The following is a 14,923-nucleotide window of genomic DNA, read 5'->3' as shown; positions in this document are numbered from 1 at the left end:
AAAATTCACCTTTAGCAAATGATGTATATTCTCCACGTTTTAGATTGGCAAAATGTTTTTCTGAATGATGACCTGTCAGTAGAGAATTACTCACTTGGTAGGCATTTGTAGTGATACTCATCATGTTAACCGCCAATCCGCGTCATAGGGCTCATCAAACTAGCGAACTGCTCAATGCGTTGACTGACTTCACGTAACGCTTGAGTCGCCGATAACCCCGAGTTAATGGCATCCTGAAATGCCGCCTGTTCAATCTTCTGCATGCAGACTAATAACCCTAACTGCTGTTCATCTGCTATTGCTCGCTCACCAGTAAGTAAGCCTGTTAATCGATTTTCAGTACGAGCTAGGTTGATGTAATGATATTTCTCTGCGCCTAAGTCTCGTAGTGCGTCGCGTGACTCATGATAATGTGGTAGATATTCACGTCGAATAGGTTCAGCTGCCCGTTTCTTGCTGAATGCTTTGGTAACGTCCAGCTTAAATTGCGTCATCTGCTCATGATTACGACCACGAACAATACGGCACATAAAATCAAATTGGTTCTCATTCAGCAGGTAATACCGATGATATTTAACCCCACGCGCCCCGACTTCTTTCACTGACTCCGTTTCAAACGAAGGCAGTGAGCCGAATTCTCGCAACTGTTTTATGTGTTTTTTAATTAATTCAAAAAGGTTCTTATGTTTAATTCCAATACGTTTAGCAAACAGGCGGCTATCTATTCTCGGCTCAGTTCTGTGTTGAATTAAAATAGGTTCTTGGCTGATTTCAGGGTGAGCGAATCCACCAGCATTTAAGCTGTTATTTTTTAGTTTCATTTTCTTATTCCGTTATTTTGTCGGGTAGAGGCTTAAAATATTATTTACGAGTGCTTTATCCAGTGTTTGGTAATTACCTTGTTCAGCGCATTTATTAATTAGATTGATAACCTTCTGCACATCCTGAGTAGTCTTAAAGCGGTAACGGTAGTGTGTACCGATACCGTCAGAATTAGGCTCATCAATGCGTTCTAAGGTGATATTTAATTTACGTTCTAACTCCGAAGCATAATTTCTTGCTGACGATAAGCCGCAATGAATTAATATTTCATTCTCGGTAAATCCATTAATGCCTGTACCTAACATATATAAACGGGCACGGTGTTTTTTCGGTGGGTTCTTTTCCATTAAGCCACCTCATTAGAACGAGATTCAGCAATTTTATTAGCAATCCACTCATCGACTTCCGATTCAACGAAAGCAATAGAGCGAGTGCCTATTTTTACTTGTTGTGGGAAACTATTTTCTTTGATCAACCTATAAATCCATGCCTTGCTATAACCTGTACGTCGCAAAACCTCTGAAAGCCTAATCAGATTATTCATAGAATTTTCCTTAATATGATATGAAAAAGACATGCGAAAAAACCCTATACATGAATGTATAGGGTTAATAACGCATTATTATGGTTTATATTTTGGGTATTCTTAAAGTGAGAACATGTTGTTTAAAATAAAGTAATTTCAACAATAAATTGGTTTGTGCTCACTGCTTGAACATAAAACGTTGAAAGAACATAGCTATAATTAATGAATATTTGATAATGTGATGTTTTCATCAATATAAATATGCAAATTGCTCCTGATGCAGGAGCGAAGTAAATTTTAAAGAACGGAACTAAAACTACACTCCACAAAGGCGGAGCCTTAAATTTAAAAGAACAATCTACTAATTTGAATAATCATAATTGTATTATTCAAATTAGCAAATCTGCTATTAACGACCTGATATACTTATATTTAGTAAATATAGTATAAGCATTAAACTACTTACTAAAACCCCCGTTTGCAAGGAGCGCAGGTCATTTTTTAAAGAACAAATAGTAATCAATGTAATTTTACTATAAATGCCATTTATGCTGATAAATCACCAACATACTAATAACATCATCATTACCCCTCAAGATCGCCTAAGGGAAAAACTTATATTTAAAAGAGCAAATAGCCTAATTTAAAGGCTATCAACAAAAATTAAATGCTCGGAGAAGTTGCTCTGAGCGCTTTTTATTCATTACAAACTAACTCTACCACTAATTAAACTAAAAAATAATATATCAAGCGTGTCATCGTGGCAGATTGTTCCTGAGAATTGACTCTGGACACACCTTATTTGTAAAAGAGCATTAGGCACTTTATCAGAGCCTCCATTCTGGAGCTTTATGTATCCACTTAGAAGTGGAGAACCCCAACGTTGTTAAAGAACATCTCATGCACTTTTTCAGCGCAAATATGTTAAAGAGCCTAGTCTACGGTGAACAAATGCAGTACTACTAGGTATAGTATACTGTAAAAATAAACAGTCAAGCTTAGAAAACGAACAAAATTTGTCCCCACAATTTTGCATGGTCTATTAACGTCTACCAAAGTGTACTTTCATTAAAAATTAAGATTTATCTTAATCAAGCCAGACCTATCTAAGCTCACTGGTTTAAAAATAAACCACTTACTGATGGCTATTTCAGGCACAAAAAAACCAGCCTTTCATTGGCTGGCTATTTGTTATTGCTGGTGGATTAAGCACGTTTAAAGTTACCATGAATCACATTATCGCCGTTCTCTAATGCGTCCATGTAATCTGCATACCATTGAAGCATTTCTCTACGACCATCAATATACTGAGCGTGGTTATACGTTCCACGTATAGAGTTTTTATCGACATGCGCTAACTGTGTTTCAATCCATGCTGAGTTATAGCCTTGCTCATGTAGGATGCTGCTCATTGTGTGCCTAAATCCGTGACCTGTGGCTCTCCCACTATAACCCATGCGCCTAATCATCGTATTAAGTGCCATATCTGATATGTGCTTTCTATAATCAGTACGGCTGGGGAATATATATTGATAACTTCCACTAATGGAGTGTATTTGCTTCAGCAAATCAATAACCTGATCCGATAGTGGTACAATATGAGGGCGGCGCATCTTCATTTTTTCAGCCGGTATTTCCCATACTCCAGTATCAAAGTTAATTTCTGACCATTCTGCTTTTCTCAATTCTCCTGGTCGAACTCCAGTTAAAATAAGTACTCTTAGTGCCACTCTAACAATCTGGCTTCCCATATACTTATCTATAGAAGAAAGAAACTCTGGTAATTCACTTACTGAAAGGTGGGCGTAGTGCTCACGTTTATGTGGAACAAAGGCGCTAGCTAAATCTGGTGCAGGGTTATACTCTGCCCTACCAGTAATAATGGCGTACCTCCACACCTCACCACAACGTTGGCGCACTTTCTTTAGCTTCTCCGTTGCTCCGCGCTTTTCCATAATAGAAAGCACGTCGAGTAGTTCCATTGGTTTGATCTCGGCAATCGGGCGATTACCTATATAGGGGAAGACGTCTTTTTCGAAAGCATCCATCATGTCATCACGATAACCAACAGACCAGCGATCCTTTCTGCCCTCATACCATTCAAGAGCAATATTTTTAAAGGTGTTTACAGTTTTGTTAATTATTGCCGCTTTTTCTGCTTTTCTGACTTCACTTGGATTAATGCCATTGGCAACCTGTTTTCGCGCTTCATCTCTTTTCGCTCTTGCTTCATTGAGAGTGACAACAGGATAGATACCTAACGATATCATTTTAGTTTTGCCTGCGAACTGATAGCGATAACGCCAACCTTTCGAACCATTAGTTTCAACTAATAAAGATAGTCCGTTACCATCCGCCAGCGTGTATGCCTTTTCTTTTGGTTTGGCGCGTTTAATTGCCATGTCAGTTAGCTTCATAAATCACCAATATTGTATAGGAAAATCGTAGAGGAAATTTCTATACAAAAAACTATACAATAAATTGTAGAGATTTAGAAAGACGTTAGTAGACTTAGGTAGAGTGAGATTTCGTTAGAATGCTTGATTTTACTGGGATTAGTAGACTTTGAGAGACTTGATTGGAAGTGAAGATGGCGGAGGAGGAGAGATTCGAACTCTCGGATGGTTTCCCATCGGCGGTTTTCAAGACCGCTGCCTTCAGCCGCTCGGCCACCCCTCCGCAATGACGAGCACTATAATCATCTGCGCTTTCAATGTAAACCCCTAATTTGTTCGTTCGCTTTAAAAATAGACGCACATTGATTCAATGGATGAAATTATCAACATTTTTTCCTATTCCAACAGGGTTTACTTGGGTTATTGCTGGTTTTTTGCTAAATTTGCGGTCTACTTTTGTTTGGATAGAAATTAAGTATGTTGGTTTTTAATAATCAAGAAATTGAAACAGACTCGCAAGGCTACCTACTTGATAGCCAACAATGGAGCGAAGATCTTATTCCATTACTCGCTGCGCAAGAAGAAATTGAACTCACTGACGAGCATCTCGAAATTATCCGTTTCGTTCGTGCATTCTATTTAGAATTTAATACATCACCAGCGATCAGAATGTTAGTTAAAGCGGTTTCTCAACAGTTTGGAGAAGAAAAAGGCAACAGCCGTTATTTATATCGACTGTTTCCTCAAGGTCCTGCGAAGCAAGCGACAAAACTTGCAGGTCTTCCTAAACCCGTAAAATGCATTTAAGAACCTGCTAATCATTTAAGAATACATTAATAGCGGACGGAAAAATCCGCTATTGGTTCTGTATGCCAATTTTCACTAAAGTAGTGATCGATTTTAGCACCCGGAGGCCCGCCCGCTTTCAGCCAGTCATCGACAAACTCAATATCCTGCTCGGAACCATAAATAGCTAGTTTCACACTGCCATCATCCCGGTTATAAACAAAACCTTTGACCCCATTTTGATTCGCCCAATGATAGGTTTGGTAACGAAACCCAACACCTTGGACTCGTCCATAAATATAGAAATAACGACCTGTTGCTGTCATATAAGCCTCCGATGTCATTACTTAATCAATTAAAACCCTTTGGCGCAGTTGTTTTTTATTCATTCAGCAGATAATCTGATTATTGAGGCACTGCTTTTCGTTATTACTTAAAGACAGTGTATTGCGTTATGAGTAATTGTCCACACATTGGCTTGAAAACGCACAGCACTGCCCACATGTAGTTTACAGCACAAGCAAGGCTTTTAAGGAGGTCGCTATGATGATCACCAGTAAATATGGAATCGGGCAACAAGTCAGGCACAAACTTCTCGGCTACCTTGGGGTAGTTGTTGATGTTGATCCTGAATACTCGCTCGACCAACCACATGATGATGACATTGCATCCAACAGTACATTACGCGATCTGCCTTGGTATCATGTCGTCATGGAAGATGATAATGGGGAAGCGGTTCATACTTATTTAGCAGAAGCACAGATTACTTATGAGATGACTGATGACCATCCGGAACAACCTTCTATGGATGAGTTAGCAGAATCGATAAGATCCCAATTACAAGCTCCGCGTCTACGTAACTGACCATGAACGCAATCCAGTAAAGCAGCCCACCAGCTGCTTTATTTTTTTACATTACCGTCGATAAACTCGCGATACTTATTTTTCCAAACCTAACGCTGGAATTTCTTGTTTAGGACATTTATCCATCACACACTGTAATCCCGCATTTACAGCAATCTTTTGTGCCTCTTCGCTAATAACCCCTTTTTGCAACCATAGAACTTTAGCTTTAATGGCGACGGCTTCATGAGCAACGCCGACTGCAGCATCTGCATTTCTAAAAACATCAACCATATCAATAGGGTTAGGGATTTCACTCAGTTGTGCATAAACTCTCTGCCCTAATAACGTTTGCCCCGCGAGCTTCGGACTCACCGGAATAACCTGATACCCTTGATGTAAGAGGTATTCCATGACTTCATAGCTTGGGCGGTCTGTACGGTCACTCGCGCCAACTAATGCAATTGTCTTAACGCTTGTTAGAATTTCAGCAATTTCTTGATCTCTCATCAAAATATCTCCCAAAATCAGTAAACTATTCATATGCATTATGATATATGTTGTACATCTTTGTTCACTCAATTTTTAAGATGCGTGACAACTATTTATTGTGATGCAAATCTTGTTTAAGGGAACCTCATGGAATCTACCACCCGAAAAATCGCAGCTTCAAAAAATATTGCCTTAGTTGCCCATGACCACTGTAAATCATCCTTACTCGGTTGGGTAACCCAAAATAAAACGAAATTAAGCTCACACAAACTGTTTGCAACAGGTACCACTGGGAGCTTAGTCAATAAAGAAACCGGTTTACCCGTTACTGGCATGTTGAGCGGCCCAATGGGCGGTGACCAACAAATTGGTGCCATGATTGCAGAGCAGAAAATCGACCTACTCATTTTCTTTTGGGATCCGTTAAATGCCGTTCCTCACGATCCAGATGTCAAAGCGCTTCTGCGATTAGCCACTGTATGGAACATTCCTGTTGCCACTAACCCTGCTACTGCTGATTTTCTGATTACCTCTCCTTTCTTTGATGGGAAAATTGATATTGTGATCCCTGATTATCAAAGCTATTTAAATAAACGCACTAATTAATAGTACGCCTGAAAATAGTCGTAAATAAATAAAAAACTGCGCCATCAGTATACTCAATGGCGCAGTTTTCATTTTTAAGCTCTGAACTTTAATAAGCGATTTTTAAGGTTTTTTCTGTCTAGGTACGCCCATTTGCCTTAGCTCTTCAACAAACTCGGATGGATTATCAGGGTTATACAATAACCATGCTTGTTGCTTCGCTCTCGTCAATGCCACATAAAATAGTCGTCGCTCTTCCGCATGTTCAAAATGTTCAGGTTGCGGCAGCAAAGCGTCTTCAATAATCGACTCCCGCGCAGGCGCTGGGAACCCCTCTTTGCCACCATTTAAACCACAAATAATGACATGATCCGCTTGTTGACCTTTCGATGCATGCATGGTCATAAATTGAATTTTCAATTTCGGCCAGCGTGTTTCCGCTTTATTAAGAATTTCCGGTTTTAAATAATGGTAACGAGCCAAAATTAAGATATTTTCATCATCTAAAACATAACCACTCATTTTATCCAGCAAACGCTCTAGCGCATCTTCATACAATAAAACAACTGATTTCTTATTACCTTTTGTTAGGCTATTTAATGGCTTATCTAACTGGCTTGGGTTCTGTAACACAAAACGATTCGCAACATCACCAATGCGCTCATTAAACCGGTATGTTGTATCTAATGCGCATAAATCCCCTTCACCAAAATGCGTTTTAAATGACGTCGTCAAATCCAATTCAGCGCCACTAAAGCGATAGATTGCCTGCCAATCATCACCAACCGCAAATAAACAGGTTTGCTTATTTTGTTGGCGTAATGCATGTAATAATTTGGCTCTCAGTGGCGAAATATCTTGGAATTCATCAACTAAAATATGTTTCCACGGGCTAATAAAACGCCCTTTTTCAATAATATTGACCGCTTGATGGATAAGACCGGAGAAATCAATCGCACCTTCATCTTTGAGAGCACTCTTCCAAGCTTTCAATAACGGAGCCATTAAACGAATTCGTTTTTGGAATAGCGCACGAATTTCTTCCCGCGTATTGTCGACCATCTCTTTTTGGCTACCGCCATGAGAGCGGATCAAACTCAACCAGCGCTCTAGTCGAACGACCACTTTGCGACTAATTTTTTCATCATTCCAAAATTCACCGTCAGGAATATTCCACTGTAATTCTTCTGACAGCCACTCTCGCCAACCTTTCGCTTGGGCTTTTTTACTGGAGCACTGCTCTCGCCATTCATTCAACAAAAGAGATTGGCGCTTTTCGGTATCCGACTCTAACGCACTAATTATCGGTGACTTATTGCTACCTTCGCGGATAATCTGCAATGCAAGTGCGTGAAATGTCTTCGCCTCAATCTCTTTTTGTTGTAAACGAGATTGAATCCGCTCATTCATCTCTTCCGCAGCTTTACGTCCAAACGCCAATAATAAGATTTGCTCAGGTTTAGCCAGTTCTCTTAATAGAAGCCACCCAGCCCTTGCAACCAGCACCGACGTTTTTCCGCTGCCCGCTCCCGCTAAAACTAAAACATTATCTTCGCCATTAATAACTGATAATGATTGAGAATAATTTAATGGAGAGGATTCAATATGTTGGAAAAAATCATCATAGCGTGTTAGAACTGACTGGCACCAATTCTGATTATTTTGCTTGCGGCATTGTTCACTATTCGTTAGCCACTGCTTGCAAAATTGGTAATGTGCGGCACAGTTTTCAAATAAAGGCATTCGAACGAGGGGTAAAGGAAGTGATGAAAACTGCTGAGTGATCCTTTCTTTTATCGACTGCAAGCTACGTAAACTTAACCACGCATCTTGCTGAGTTTGTTGTAAAATCGACTGGGTTAAAGACGTCAATACTTGAGCACTGACCTCGCTCATTTCAACGCTCCATTGCTGCCATTTTTCATTCAAAAAATGGTAGAAACGCTGAGTTTGTTTCCACTCTGTACCGTGCAAACGAACGACTTGTTCATCTAAAACTTCAAATTCCAGTTCCCCCCAGACGATCCCACGCTTACAGCGAATATCGACTAGTTCATTGAAGGGAATAAGATATTGATGGTTTTCACCACTAACTTCGATGCCTGCATTAAGTAAGCGAACCCGATTATAGGGATGCTGAGCCAGGCGCTGTCCAATCTGTGTTGATTTCAGTTCCATACGTTCTGCACCTGTGTGAATCATTCGTGAAAATAATCAAAGCATAATTGCTAATAGTTTTTTATTCTACGTAAACACGTTATTCTATATAGATAAGGATTTGTCTTACCACTGAGGTACTTTGTGCTAACGCTGCTAACCAGTTATCGTCGTGTGCTCTATAACAGCCATATTTTATATTATACCCGAATCTTAATTGCGCTGACAGGCACAACCTTGGTTCCATGGCTTTTAGGCCTAGAGCCTAAAGTCACGATCCCTTTAACTCTAGGCGTTGTCGCTGCCGCACTCACTGACTTAGATGATAGATTGACTGGCAGAATAAAAAATTTAATTATTACTTTATTCTGTTTTTTAATTGCCTCAGTCTCTATTGAATTACTTTTTCCTTACCCTGTTTTATTCTTTTTTGGGTTAGCATTCTCAACCTGCGGTTTTATCTTACTTGGCGCATTAGGGCAACGTTATGCCACTATCGCTTTCGGTGCCCTGCTAATTGCAATATACACCATGCTTGGCGTACCTATTTTTGATACTTGGTACATCCAGCCAGCGCTCTTATTAACTGGCGCCATTTGGTACAACATTCTCACCCTTATCGGGCATATCCTGTTCCCTGTTCGCCCACTACAAGATGCCATTACGCAATGTTATCAGCAGCTTTCGGCTTATCTTGATGCAAAGGCAAACTTATTTGATCCTGATCTTGAAGATGACTATCAGCAATCAGTCTATGATTTAGCCTTAGTTAACAGTACGTTAGTCAGTACAATGAATCAGGCAAAAATATCGCTACTCAGTCGATTAAAAGGCGATAGAGGTCAGCGAGGCACGCGTAATACATTGCAATATTACTTTGTCGCCCAAGATATTCATGAACGAGCTAGTTCATCACATATTCAATATCAACAGCTTAGCCGCCGTTTGCGCCATTGTGATATTTTATTTCGCTTTCAACGCTTATTAACCATGCAAGCAAGAGCCTGCCAGCAGGTCGCTCAATCCGTTTTATGGCGCAAACAATATCAACATAATCCGCGCTTTGAGCGTACATTTACGTATATTGAAAACTCCTTGCAGCTACTCCAGCAACAATCTCCTGAATTACATGAAATCAAAGCATTACGAAACTTGCTAAAAAATCTCAAAGGTATTGATGTCCAACTAAAAGGCTTAAGCTTAGGCCAAGCTTCTTGGCAGCAAAATAATAAGCAAATTGAACAGTTATCTGATGAATCAGTCTCGGGTATTCGTGATGTATTTGCCCGCTTCAAACATCATTTAACCCCCAAATCCTCGCTGTTTCGTCATGCAATCAGAATGTCAGTCTTGCTTTGTACTGGATACTTGATTATTCAATTATTTGATTTAGAACGCGGTTATTGGATCTTACTCACTAGCTTATTTGTATGCCAACCCAACTATAATGCGACTAAGCGCCGTCTAGCATTACGTATTACAGGCACGTTATTAGGGATCGCCATTGGCTTACCTTTACTCAATATCGTGCCATCCATTGAGGGGCAACTCACCCTAATCGTTATCACCGGGTTACTGTTCTTCATGTTCCGTAGCAGCCAATATGCTCAAGCAACACTATTTATTACATTACTGGTGCTATTTTGCTTCAATTTACTCGGTGAAGGTTTCGAAGTCGCATTACCTCGAATAATCGACACTCTAATTGGCTGTTTTATCGCATTACTTGCCGTCAGTTTTATTTGGCCTGACTGGAAATTTCGACAGTTACCACAAGTAGTTCAGAAAACGATGGATAGCAACTGCCGTTATTTAGACGCTATTTTGCAGCAATATTATCAAGGTAAAGATAATAGCTTGGAGTACCGTGTTGCAAGGCGTGACGCCCATAATAATGATGCAGAATTTGCTTCAATTGTTTCAAATATGGCATCGGATCCTAAGTCATACCAAATTACGCAAGAGCAAGCATTCCGCTTACTGTGTTTAAACCATACATTACTAGGCTATATTTCAGCACTCGGTGCCCATCGAGAGCAAATGCAAAACGAAGCGAATCTCGCCTTATTAAATGATGCAATCTGCTATATCGAATCGTCTATTCAAGTCACATCCTTAGATCCCGCAATTATTGACGAAAAATCAGAGCGTCTAAGAGTGAGCTTACTGAATCGCATTGACCGTGCATCCAGCGATGACGATGAGAAAACTGTCTTGATCATGGAACAAACTAAATTACTGGTTGAATTAATTCCTGAAATAAAATCAATGATTAAACAGATTAGCTTGTCATAAAATAAACTGATGAGCGGGCATTAAAACCTATTAATGGTCATGCCCGCTGATTTGAAAGAATCAAAATTAGTTCATGCTGTTAAACCAGTTAATGAGCTCCTGCCGAGTTCGAGAAGGTAATACTTCACTATGGCAACCCTCAATAGCCGCAGCCAATCCAATCAACTGTTTTACACTTGGTATCAGCTTCCCATGCTGTTTTAGTTTCAAGAAACACGCTTTAGCACCAATCATAATGAGGTCTTCAGCATGGAAAATCCCAATTTTCCCAAGCGCCCTCTCCATTGCCATATTCATATTTGGCAAGTCCTTGATGCGTACCGCCGCCGACTCTCTTTGTTGGGTTTCTTCCATGGCTGAACGGTAAGCTAATTCAATGATATGACTCAATATTGATGGGTTACACCAAGCCTCTTCCGGAAGTTGGTAATAGCGCATCTCTAGAGGTATACCTCTTTTACTGTATACCAACCGTTCAAACCCAACTGATTCAAAATAGCTACGAGAAAACAGGCACCCACGAACATAGAAATGTCCATCCAATACTAACCCCACCAGTGCATTATCAATACACAAACAGTATCCACCGAAATGGTTTTTCTTTTTTAGTACACCAAACTGACCCAAAATTTGTTGTAAAAGGGAACTTCTTTCATTTTGTAATGACACTTTTCCATCTCCTTATGAATAAAAAAAACACAATCGTCCTTGAGCTTCAAGCAATAAAAAAACAACTGTTTTTACATATAATTATGTTTAATCAATTTTAAAGTTTCAGTTAAAAATGCCAAGTATAACTCGCATAAAAACCACAAAGTTGCGAAGCGCTTTGTAAAAATAGCCTTGATATTGTATAAATATACAGGTACTGTATGTTCATACAGCACTTGTCTCCATGAAACATTGTTCTACATGTAAAATTGTAGCGAGGTGAATTATGAGTATTTCTACTTGGAATAGCGCAACAACACATTCTCTTAATCATTTTACTAATGATAGCTTCACGCATGACCAGCTTACGCATAGCAATTTAAGCAATGCAACCCCAGCAATGAGTTTTGCAAATGGCTCAATGCAACAAGGCATGGTGAGTGAGCTAGTCTATAACGAACAACATCCAATTATGGATTACATCTTGCTACCCATGTTGCGCCAGTTCGGTATTCAATCACGTTGGCTATTGTGGCTGAGCCCAGATAAAAAACTGAGTAAACACTGGTTAGAGCAAGCGGGTTTACCCACCAACAAAATCATGCAATTTAACCAAGTTAATTCAATTACGACCATTGATGCCATGGAAAAAGCATTAAGAAGCGGTAATTACAGTGTCGTATTAGGATGGTTGCCAGAAATAAATGAGCAAGATTTTATTCTTTTACAAAATGCGGCAGAAGCAGGTCATTCGATGGGATTTATTATGAGACCAGAAAAAACATATAATACAAGCTCAGCGGATATTAGACATCAAAACCTTTTAAAGATTCACGCCAATAACATTCACTAAACAATAATAAGATTTTTCTTACGAAATTTTACATTCATCAAGATAATTATAAAGAAATATATTTAAATTCTTTAAAAACAATAAGATGCGTTTATTAACAACAAAATGGGTAATATATTTATCTCTCTGATTTCAACGGTAAAAAAAGACTTTTTTTAACCTTTATTGCTTACCATACTTGTATCTTTTGGAGTTCGTTGTAGACTTTAGCCTGTTAAGCTCATGACATTATTTTTTTACTTTTCGTAAATTTTTGTGGATAATGTCAGCTGAACCTAGCAATTAAATTGAACCAATGGCAAATAATAAGGCTCACGAAGCCAAGCCAATATTGGATGATAACGAGGCGTAAAAATGAAAAAGACAGCTATCGCGGTAGCAGTAGCAGTGGCAGCATTTGCAACTGTTGCACAAGCAGCTCCAAAAGATAACACTTGGTACACTGGTGGTAAATTAGGTTGGTCTCACTACGAGCACGCTAAATTTACTTTTGAAGATGCTGCTGGAGATGAAACTTCAGTTGGTACTGGCAAAAAAACTCGTGACCAATTAGGTGCGGGTCTGTACGCAGGTTACCAATACAACCAGTACATGGGCTTCGAAATGGGCTATGACTGGTTTGGTAAAATGAAGTACAAAGGTGACAACGCAGGTAGCGTTTCTTCAATGGGCGTTTCTCTGACTACCAAACTGAGCTATCCAATCATGGATGACTTAGACGTTTATACTCGTCTGGGTGGTATGGTTTACCGTACAGAAGCTAAAGTTAACGGCGTTGGTAAAGAAACTGACACTGGCGTTTCTCCAGTTTACGCACTGGGTCTTGAGTATGCTATCACTCCAGAATTAGCGACTCGTTTAGACTACCAGTGGGTTAGCCGCATGGGCGACAAAGACAACATCGGTGTTAGCCCAGATAACGGCATGCTGAGCGTTGGTCTTGCATACCGTTTCGGTCAAGAAGCAGCTCCAGTTGTTGCTCCAGCAGTAGTTGCTGAGCCAGCAGCTCCAGTTGTTGAAAACAAACGCTTCACTCTGCGTTCAGACGTTCTGTTTAACTTCAACAAAGCGACTCTGAAACCAGAAGGTCAGCAAGCACTGAACGAACTGTACAACGAACTGAGCAACATCGACCCAACTCAAGGTCGCGTGCTGGTAGTTGGTTTCACAGACCGTATCGGTTCACAAAACTACAACCTGCCACTGTCACAAAAACGTGCTCAGTCAGTAGTAGACTACTTAGTATCTAAAGGCGTTCCAGCAAGCGCAATCGCTGCTGAAGGTCGTGGTAAAGAAGATCCAGTAACTGGTAACAAATGTGACGCAGTTAAAGGCCGTGCAGCTCTGATCGAGTGCTTAGCGCCAGACCGTCGCGTTGAAATCGAAATCCAAGGTACAACTGAAGTTGTAACTCAACCAGGCGCTTAATTTATAGCCCTAGTTTGAATTTCGAACTGAATATAAAAAGCCCCAATTTATTGGGGCTTTTTTTCATCCTTAGAAAGAAAGATCATCACAATAATCCATTTGTTCAACTATAGATCGTTACTCTTTCTCCGACTTACCTAAGATCGCTTGAAGATCATGCTTCAATAAGCTCATTTGGCTCTCATACTTATCTTTATGTTCCGCATCTTCAATTAACTGAATAATCGTCTCTGATAAGGTTTTATTCCGTTTTACTGCCAAATTAGATAGTCGTTGCCAAACCGAATAATTTAAATCAATCGACTTTTTTCGAGTATGTGGATGCTCAGCATTAAAGTGACGTTTACGACGCGCACGAATACTCTGTTTCATTCGGTTATCTAATTGAGGGGACATATGATCTGCAATCCATTTCAATACATCCACAGGCGTATTTTCCAGCTTTAACAACAGCTCAATTGCCTCTTGCTCCGCACTTCTTTCTATATATCGGGTAATAGGCTCCCCACTTCTCGCTTTATTGACTAGATATTCCCATTTCCAGCCACATTCAAGATTTTCAAGCTGCTGATATTTCATATTTTTTCCCGAAGAAAATCGTACCTATCATTATATTAGCAATAATATAAGAAAAATGCTCAAAGTGGATTTCATTTAATCGACTATCCATTGATTAACACAAAGAAAATAACAGTAAATAAAAAAATAGTGTACAATTCGCATCCACACGTTAACAAACCACTAAAATCGCATGTCCACTTTTGAACACATACTTCTTATCTATGGGATTGGAGGAGTATGTTCAGCGTTATTCGCCCTGCTAGTAACCAAAGATCCTAGTTTTTGCATGAGATTATTGAGCGCACTTCTTATTGGCTTTACATGGCCACTGAGTTTACCCGTCGCACTCATGTTTTCTTTATTCTAACTCGATATTTCGACAAATATTGCTGCAAGATTAGCGTTCAAAGGCTAATATAACAATCTTAAGCCGAAAATATTTTAAGGTAATAAATTAGCCTGAAATTGTATATAAAACAGACGGTACATAAATAAACTCAGGCATATGCGCCCTGCTGATTGGCAGGC

The 14,923-nt window shown here is 39.6% G+C and carries 16 protein-coding genes and 1 tRNA gene; 7 read left to right on the top strand and 10 right to left on the bottom strand.

The features are described from left to right. Positions 1-125 precede the first annotated feature (125 nt). The 5 genes from GKR71_RS13335 to GKR71_RS13315 form a co-directional block, all read right to left on the bottom strand. Entirely contained in the window at positions 126-821 is a 696-nt protein-coding gene (locus tag GKR71_RS13335; RefSeq protein WP_108478886.1) for a Rha family transcriptional regulator, read from the bottom strand. A 12-nt stretch (positions 822-833) separates the two neighbouring features. Then, a complete protein-coding gene (locus GKR71_RS13330; RefSeq protein WP_195848977.1) occupies positions 834-1,169 on the bottom strand; it encodes a hypothetical protein in 336 nt (111 codons plus the stop codon). Further along, the gene (locus tag GKR71_RS13325; protein ID WP_108478887.1) at positions 1,169-1,366 is read right to left on the bottom strand and encodes a helix-turn-helix transcriptional regulator; all 198 of its coding nucleotides are present in this window, start codon (positions 1,364-1,366) and stop codon (positions 1,169-1,171) included. The genes GKR71_RS13330 and GKR71_RS13325 overlap by 1 nt, the downstream gene beginning before the upstream one ends. A gap of 1,187 nt (positions 1,367-2,553) precedes the next feature. Then, a complete protein-coding gene (locus GKR71_RS13320; RefSeq protein ID WP_154634418.1) occupies positions 2,554-3,765 on the bottom strand; it encodes a tyrosine-type recombinase/integrase in 1,212 nt (403 codons plus the stop codon). 174 nt (positions 3,766-3,939) lie between these two features. Beyond that, positions 3,940-4,027 (bottom strand) — tRNA-Ser (locus GKR71_RS13315). 194 nt (positions 4,028-4,221) lie between these two features. Between GKR71_RS13315 and GKR71_RS13310 the strand changes: the two genes are divergently transcribed. Next, positions 4,222-4,551 carry a TusE/DsrC/DsvC family sulfur relay protein gene (locus GKR71_RS13310; protein ID WP_036951672.1) on the top strand — a complete coding sequence of 110 codons (330 nt, stop codon included), beginning with the start codon at positions 4,222-4,224 and terminating at the stop codon, positions 4,549-4,551. Between the two features lie 26 nt (positions 4,552-4,577). Here the strand turns inward: GKR71_RS13310 and GKR71_RS13305 are convergent, their stop codons facing one another. Then, positions 4,578-4,856: an acylphosphatase gene (locus GKR71_RS13305; RefSeq protein ID WP_036951674.1), complete on the bottom strand. Its 279-nt coding sequence runs from the start codon at positions 4,854-4,856 to the stop codon at positions 4,578-4,580. A 217-nt stretch (positions 4,857-5,073) separates the two neighbouring features. On the opposite strand from GKR71_RS13305, the gene hspQ reads away from it, so the two are divergent. Then, positions 5,074-5,394 (top strand): heat shock protein HspQ, encoded by a 321-nt coding sequence (gene hspQ, locus GKR71_RS13300; protein ID WP_006813539.1) that lies wholly within the window; start codon positions 5,074-5,076, stop codon positions 5,392-5,394. A 75-nt stretch (positions 5,395-5,469) separates the two neighbouring features. Here hspQ and GKR71_RS13295 read toward each other — a convergent pair whose 3' ends face one another. Then, positions 5,470-5,883, bottom strand: a complete 414-nt coding sequence (locus tag GKR71_RS13295) for a CoA-binding protein (protein WP_108478988.1) — start codon at positions 5,881-5,883, stop codon at positions 5,470-5,472. 129 nt (positions 5,884-6,012) lie between these two features. Between GKR71_RS13295 and GKR71_RS13290 the strand changes: the two genes are divergently transcribed. After that, entirely contained in the window at positions 6,013-6,471 is a 459-nt protein-coding gene (locus GKR71_RS13290; protein WP_036951676.1) for a methylglyoxal synthase, read from the top strand. A 102-nt stretch (positions 6,472-6,573) separates the two neighbouring features. Here the strand turns inward: GKR71_RS13290 and helD are convergent, their stop codons facing one another. After that, a complete protein-coding gene (gene helD, locus GKR71_RS13285) occupies positions 6,574-8,628 on the bottom strand; it encodes a DNA helicase IV (protein WP_108478889.1) in 2,055 nt (684 codons plus the stop codon). Positions 8,629-8,751: 123 nt separating this feature from the next. On the opposite strand from helD, the gene yccS reads away from it, so the two are divergent. Further along, positions 8,752-10,902, top strand: coding sequence for a YccS family putative transporter (gene yccS, locus GKR71_RS13280; protein WP_159075029.1), 2,151 nt, complete (start codon positions 8,752-8,754; stop codon positions 10,900-10,902). Between the two features lie 66 nt (positions 10,903-10,968). Here the strand turns inward: yccS and GKR71_RS13275 are convergent, their stop codons facing one another. Then, the gene (locus tag GKR71_RS13275) at positions 10,969-11,571 is read right to left on the bottom strand and encodes a TfoX/Sxy family DNA transformation protein (RefSeq protein WP_036951681.1); all 603 of its coding nucleotides are present in this window, start codon (positions 11,569-11,571) and stop codon (positions 10,969-10,971) included. 268 nt (positions 11,572-11,839) lie between these two features. On the opposite strand from GKR71_RS13275, the gene sulA reads away from it, so the two are divergent. Together sulA and ompA are read left to right on the top strand one after the other, a co-directional pair. Next, positions 11,840-12,406: an SOS-induced cell division inhibitor SulA gene (gene sulA / locus GKR71_RS13270; RefSeq protein ID WP_036951683.1), complete on the top strand. Its 567-nt coding sequence runs from the start codon at positions 11,840-11,842 to the stop codon at positions 12,404-12,406. A gap of 354 nt (positions 12,407-12,760) precedes the next feature. Beyond that, entirely contained in the window at positions 12,761-13,834 is a 1,074-nt protein-coding gene (ompA, locus tag GKR71_RS13265; RefSeq protein WP_036951685.1) for a porin OmpA, read from the top strand. A 117-nt stretch (positions 13,835-13,951) separates the two neighbouring features. Here ompA and matP read toward each other — a convergent pair whose 3' ends face one another. Beyond that, on the bottom strand, positions 13,952-14,413 hold the full coding sequence (matP, locus tag GKR71_RS13260) for a macrodomain Ter protein MatP (protein WP_108478890.1): 462 nt from the start codon (positions 14,411-14,413) through the stop codon (positions 13,952-13,954). A gap of 172 nt (positions 14,414-14,585) precedes the next feature. Here matP and GKR71_RS13255 point away from each other — a divergent pair, with 172 nt between their 5' ends. Then, complete coding sequence (locus tag GKR71_RS13255; RefSeq protein WP_071992149.1) at positions 14,586-14,762, top strand: GhoT/OrtT family toxin; 177 nt, start codon at positions 14,586-14,588, stop codon at positions 14,760-14,762. Positions 14,763-14,923 lie beyond the last annotated feature (161 nt).

It is taken from the genome of Providencia sp. wls1922, assembly GCF_009706505.1.
Lineage (GTDB): Bacteria > Pseudomonadota > Gammaproteobacteria > Enterobacterales > Enterobacteriaceae > Providencia > Providencia lanzhouensis.
This window is presented reverse-complemented; position numbering and strand designations above follow the sequence as displayed.

What these genes read in the sequence shown, in the direction of transcription:
- GKR71_RS13310 (WP_036951672.1), top strand. Translation starts at nt 4,222, where the DNA reads ATGTTGGTTTTTAATAATCAAGAAATTGAAACAGACTCGCAAGGCTAC.
- GKR71_RS13325 (WP_108478887.1), bottom strand. Translation starts at nt 1,366, where the DNA reads ATGAATAATCTGATTAGGCTTTCAGAGGTTTTGCGACGTACAGGTTAT.
- matP (WP_108478890.1), bottom strand. Translation starts at nt 14,413, where the DNA reads ATGAAATATCAGCAGCTTGAAAATCTTGAATGTGGCTGGAAATGGGAA.
- sulA (WP_036951683.1), top strand. Translation starts at nt 11,840, where the DNA reads ATGAGTATTTCTACTTGGAATAGCGCAACAACACATTCTCTTAATCAT.
- helD (WP_108478889.1), bottom strand. Translation starts at nt 8,628, where the DNA reads ATGGAACTGAAATCAACACAGATTGGACAGCGCCTGGCTCAGCATCCC.
- hspQ (WP_006813539.1), top strand. Translation starts at nt 5,074, where the DNA reads ATGATGATCACCAGTAAATATGGAATCGGGCAACAAGTCAGGCACAAA.
- ompA (WP_036951685.1), top strand. Translation starts at nt 12,761, where the DNA reads ATGAAAAAGACAGCTATCGCGGTAGCAGTAGCAGTGGCAGCATTTGCA.
- GKR71_RS13330 (WP_195848977.1), bottom strand. Translation starts at nt 1,169, where the DNA reads ATGGAAAAGAACCCACCGAAAAAACACCGTGCCCGTTTATATATGTTA.
- GKR71_RS13320 (WP_154634418.1), bottom strand. Translation starts at nt 3,765, where the DNA reads ATGAAGCTAACTGACATGGCAATTAAACGCGCCAAACCAAAAGAAAAG.
- GKR71_RS13305 (WP_036951674.1), bottom strand. Translation starts at nt 4,856, where the DNA reads ATGACAGCAACAGGTCGTTATTTCTATATTTATGGACGAGTCCAAGGT.
- GKR71_RS13255 (WP_071992149.1), top strand. Translation starts at nt 14,586, where the DNA reads ATGTCCACTTTTGAACACATACTTCTTATCTATGGGATTGGAGGAGTA.
- GKR71_RS13295 (WP_108478988.1), bottom strand. Translation starts at nt 5,883, where the DNA reads ATGAGAGATCAAGAAATTGCTGAAATTCTAACAAGCGTTAAGACAATT.
- GKR71_RS13290 (WP_036951676.1), top strand. Translation starts at nt 6,013, where the DNA reads ATGGAATCTACCACCCGAAAAATCGCAGCTTCAAAAAATATTGCCTTA.
- GKR71_RS13335 (WP_108478886.1), bottom strand. Translation starts at nt 821, where the DNA reads ATGAAACTAAAAAATAACAGCTTAAATGCTGGTGGATTCGCTCACCCT.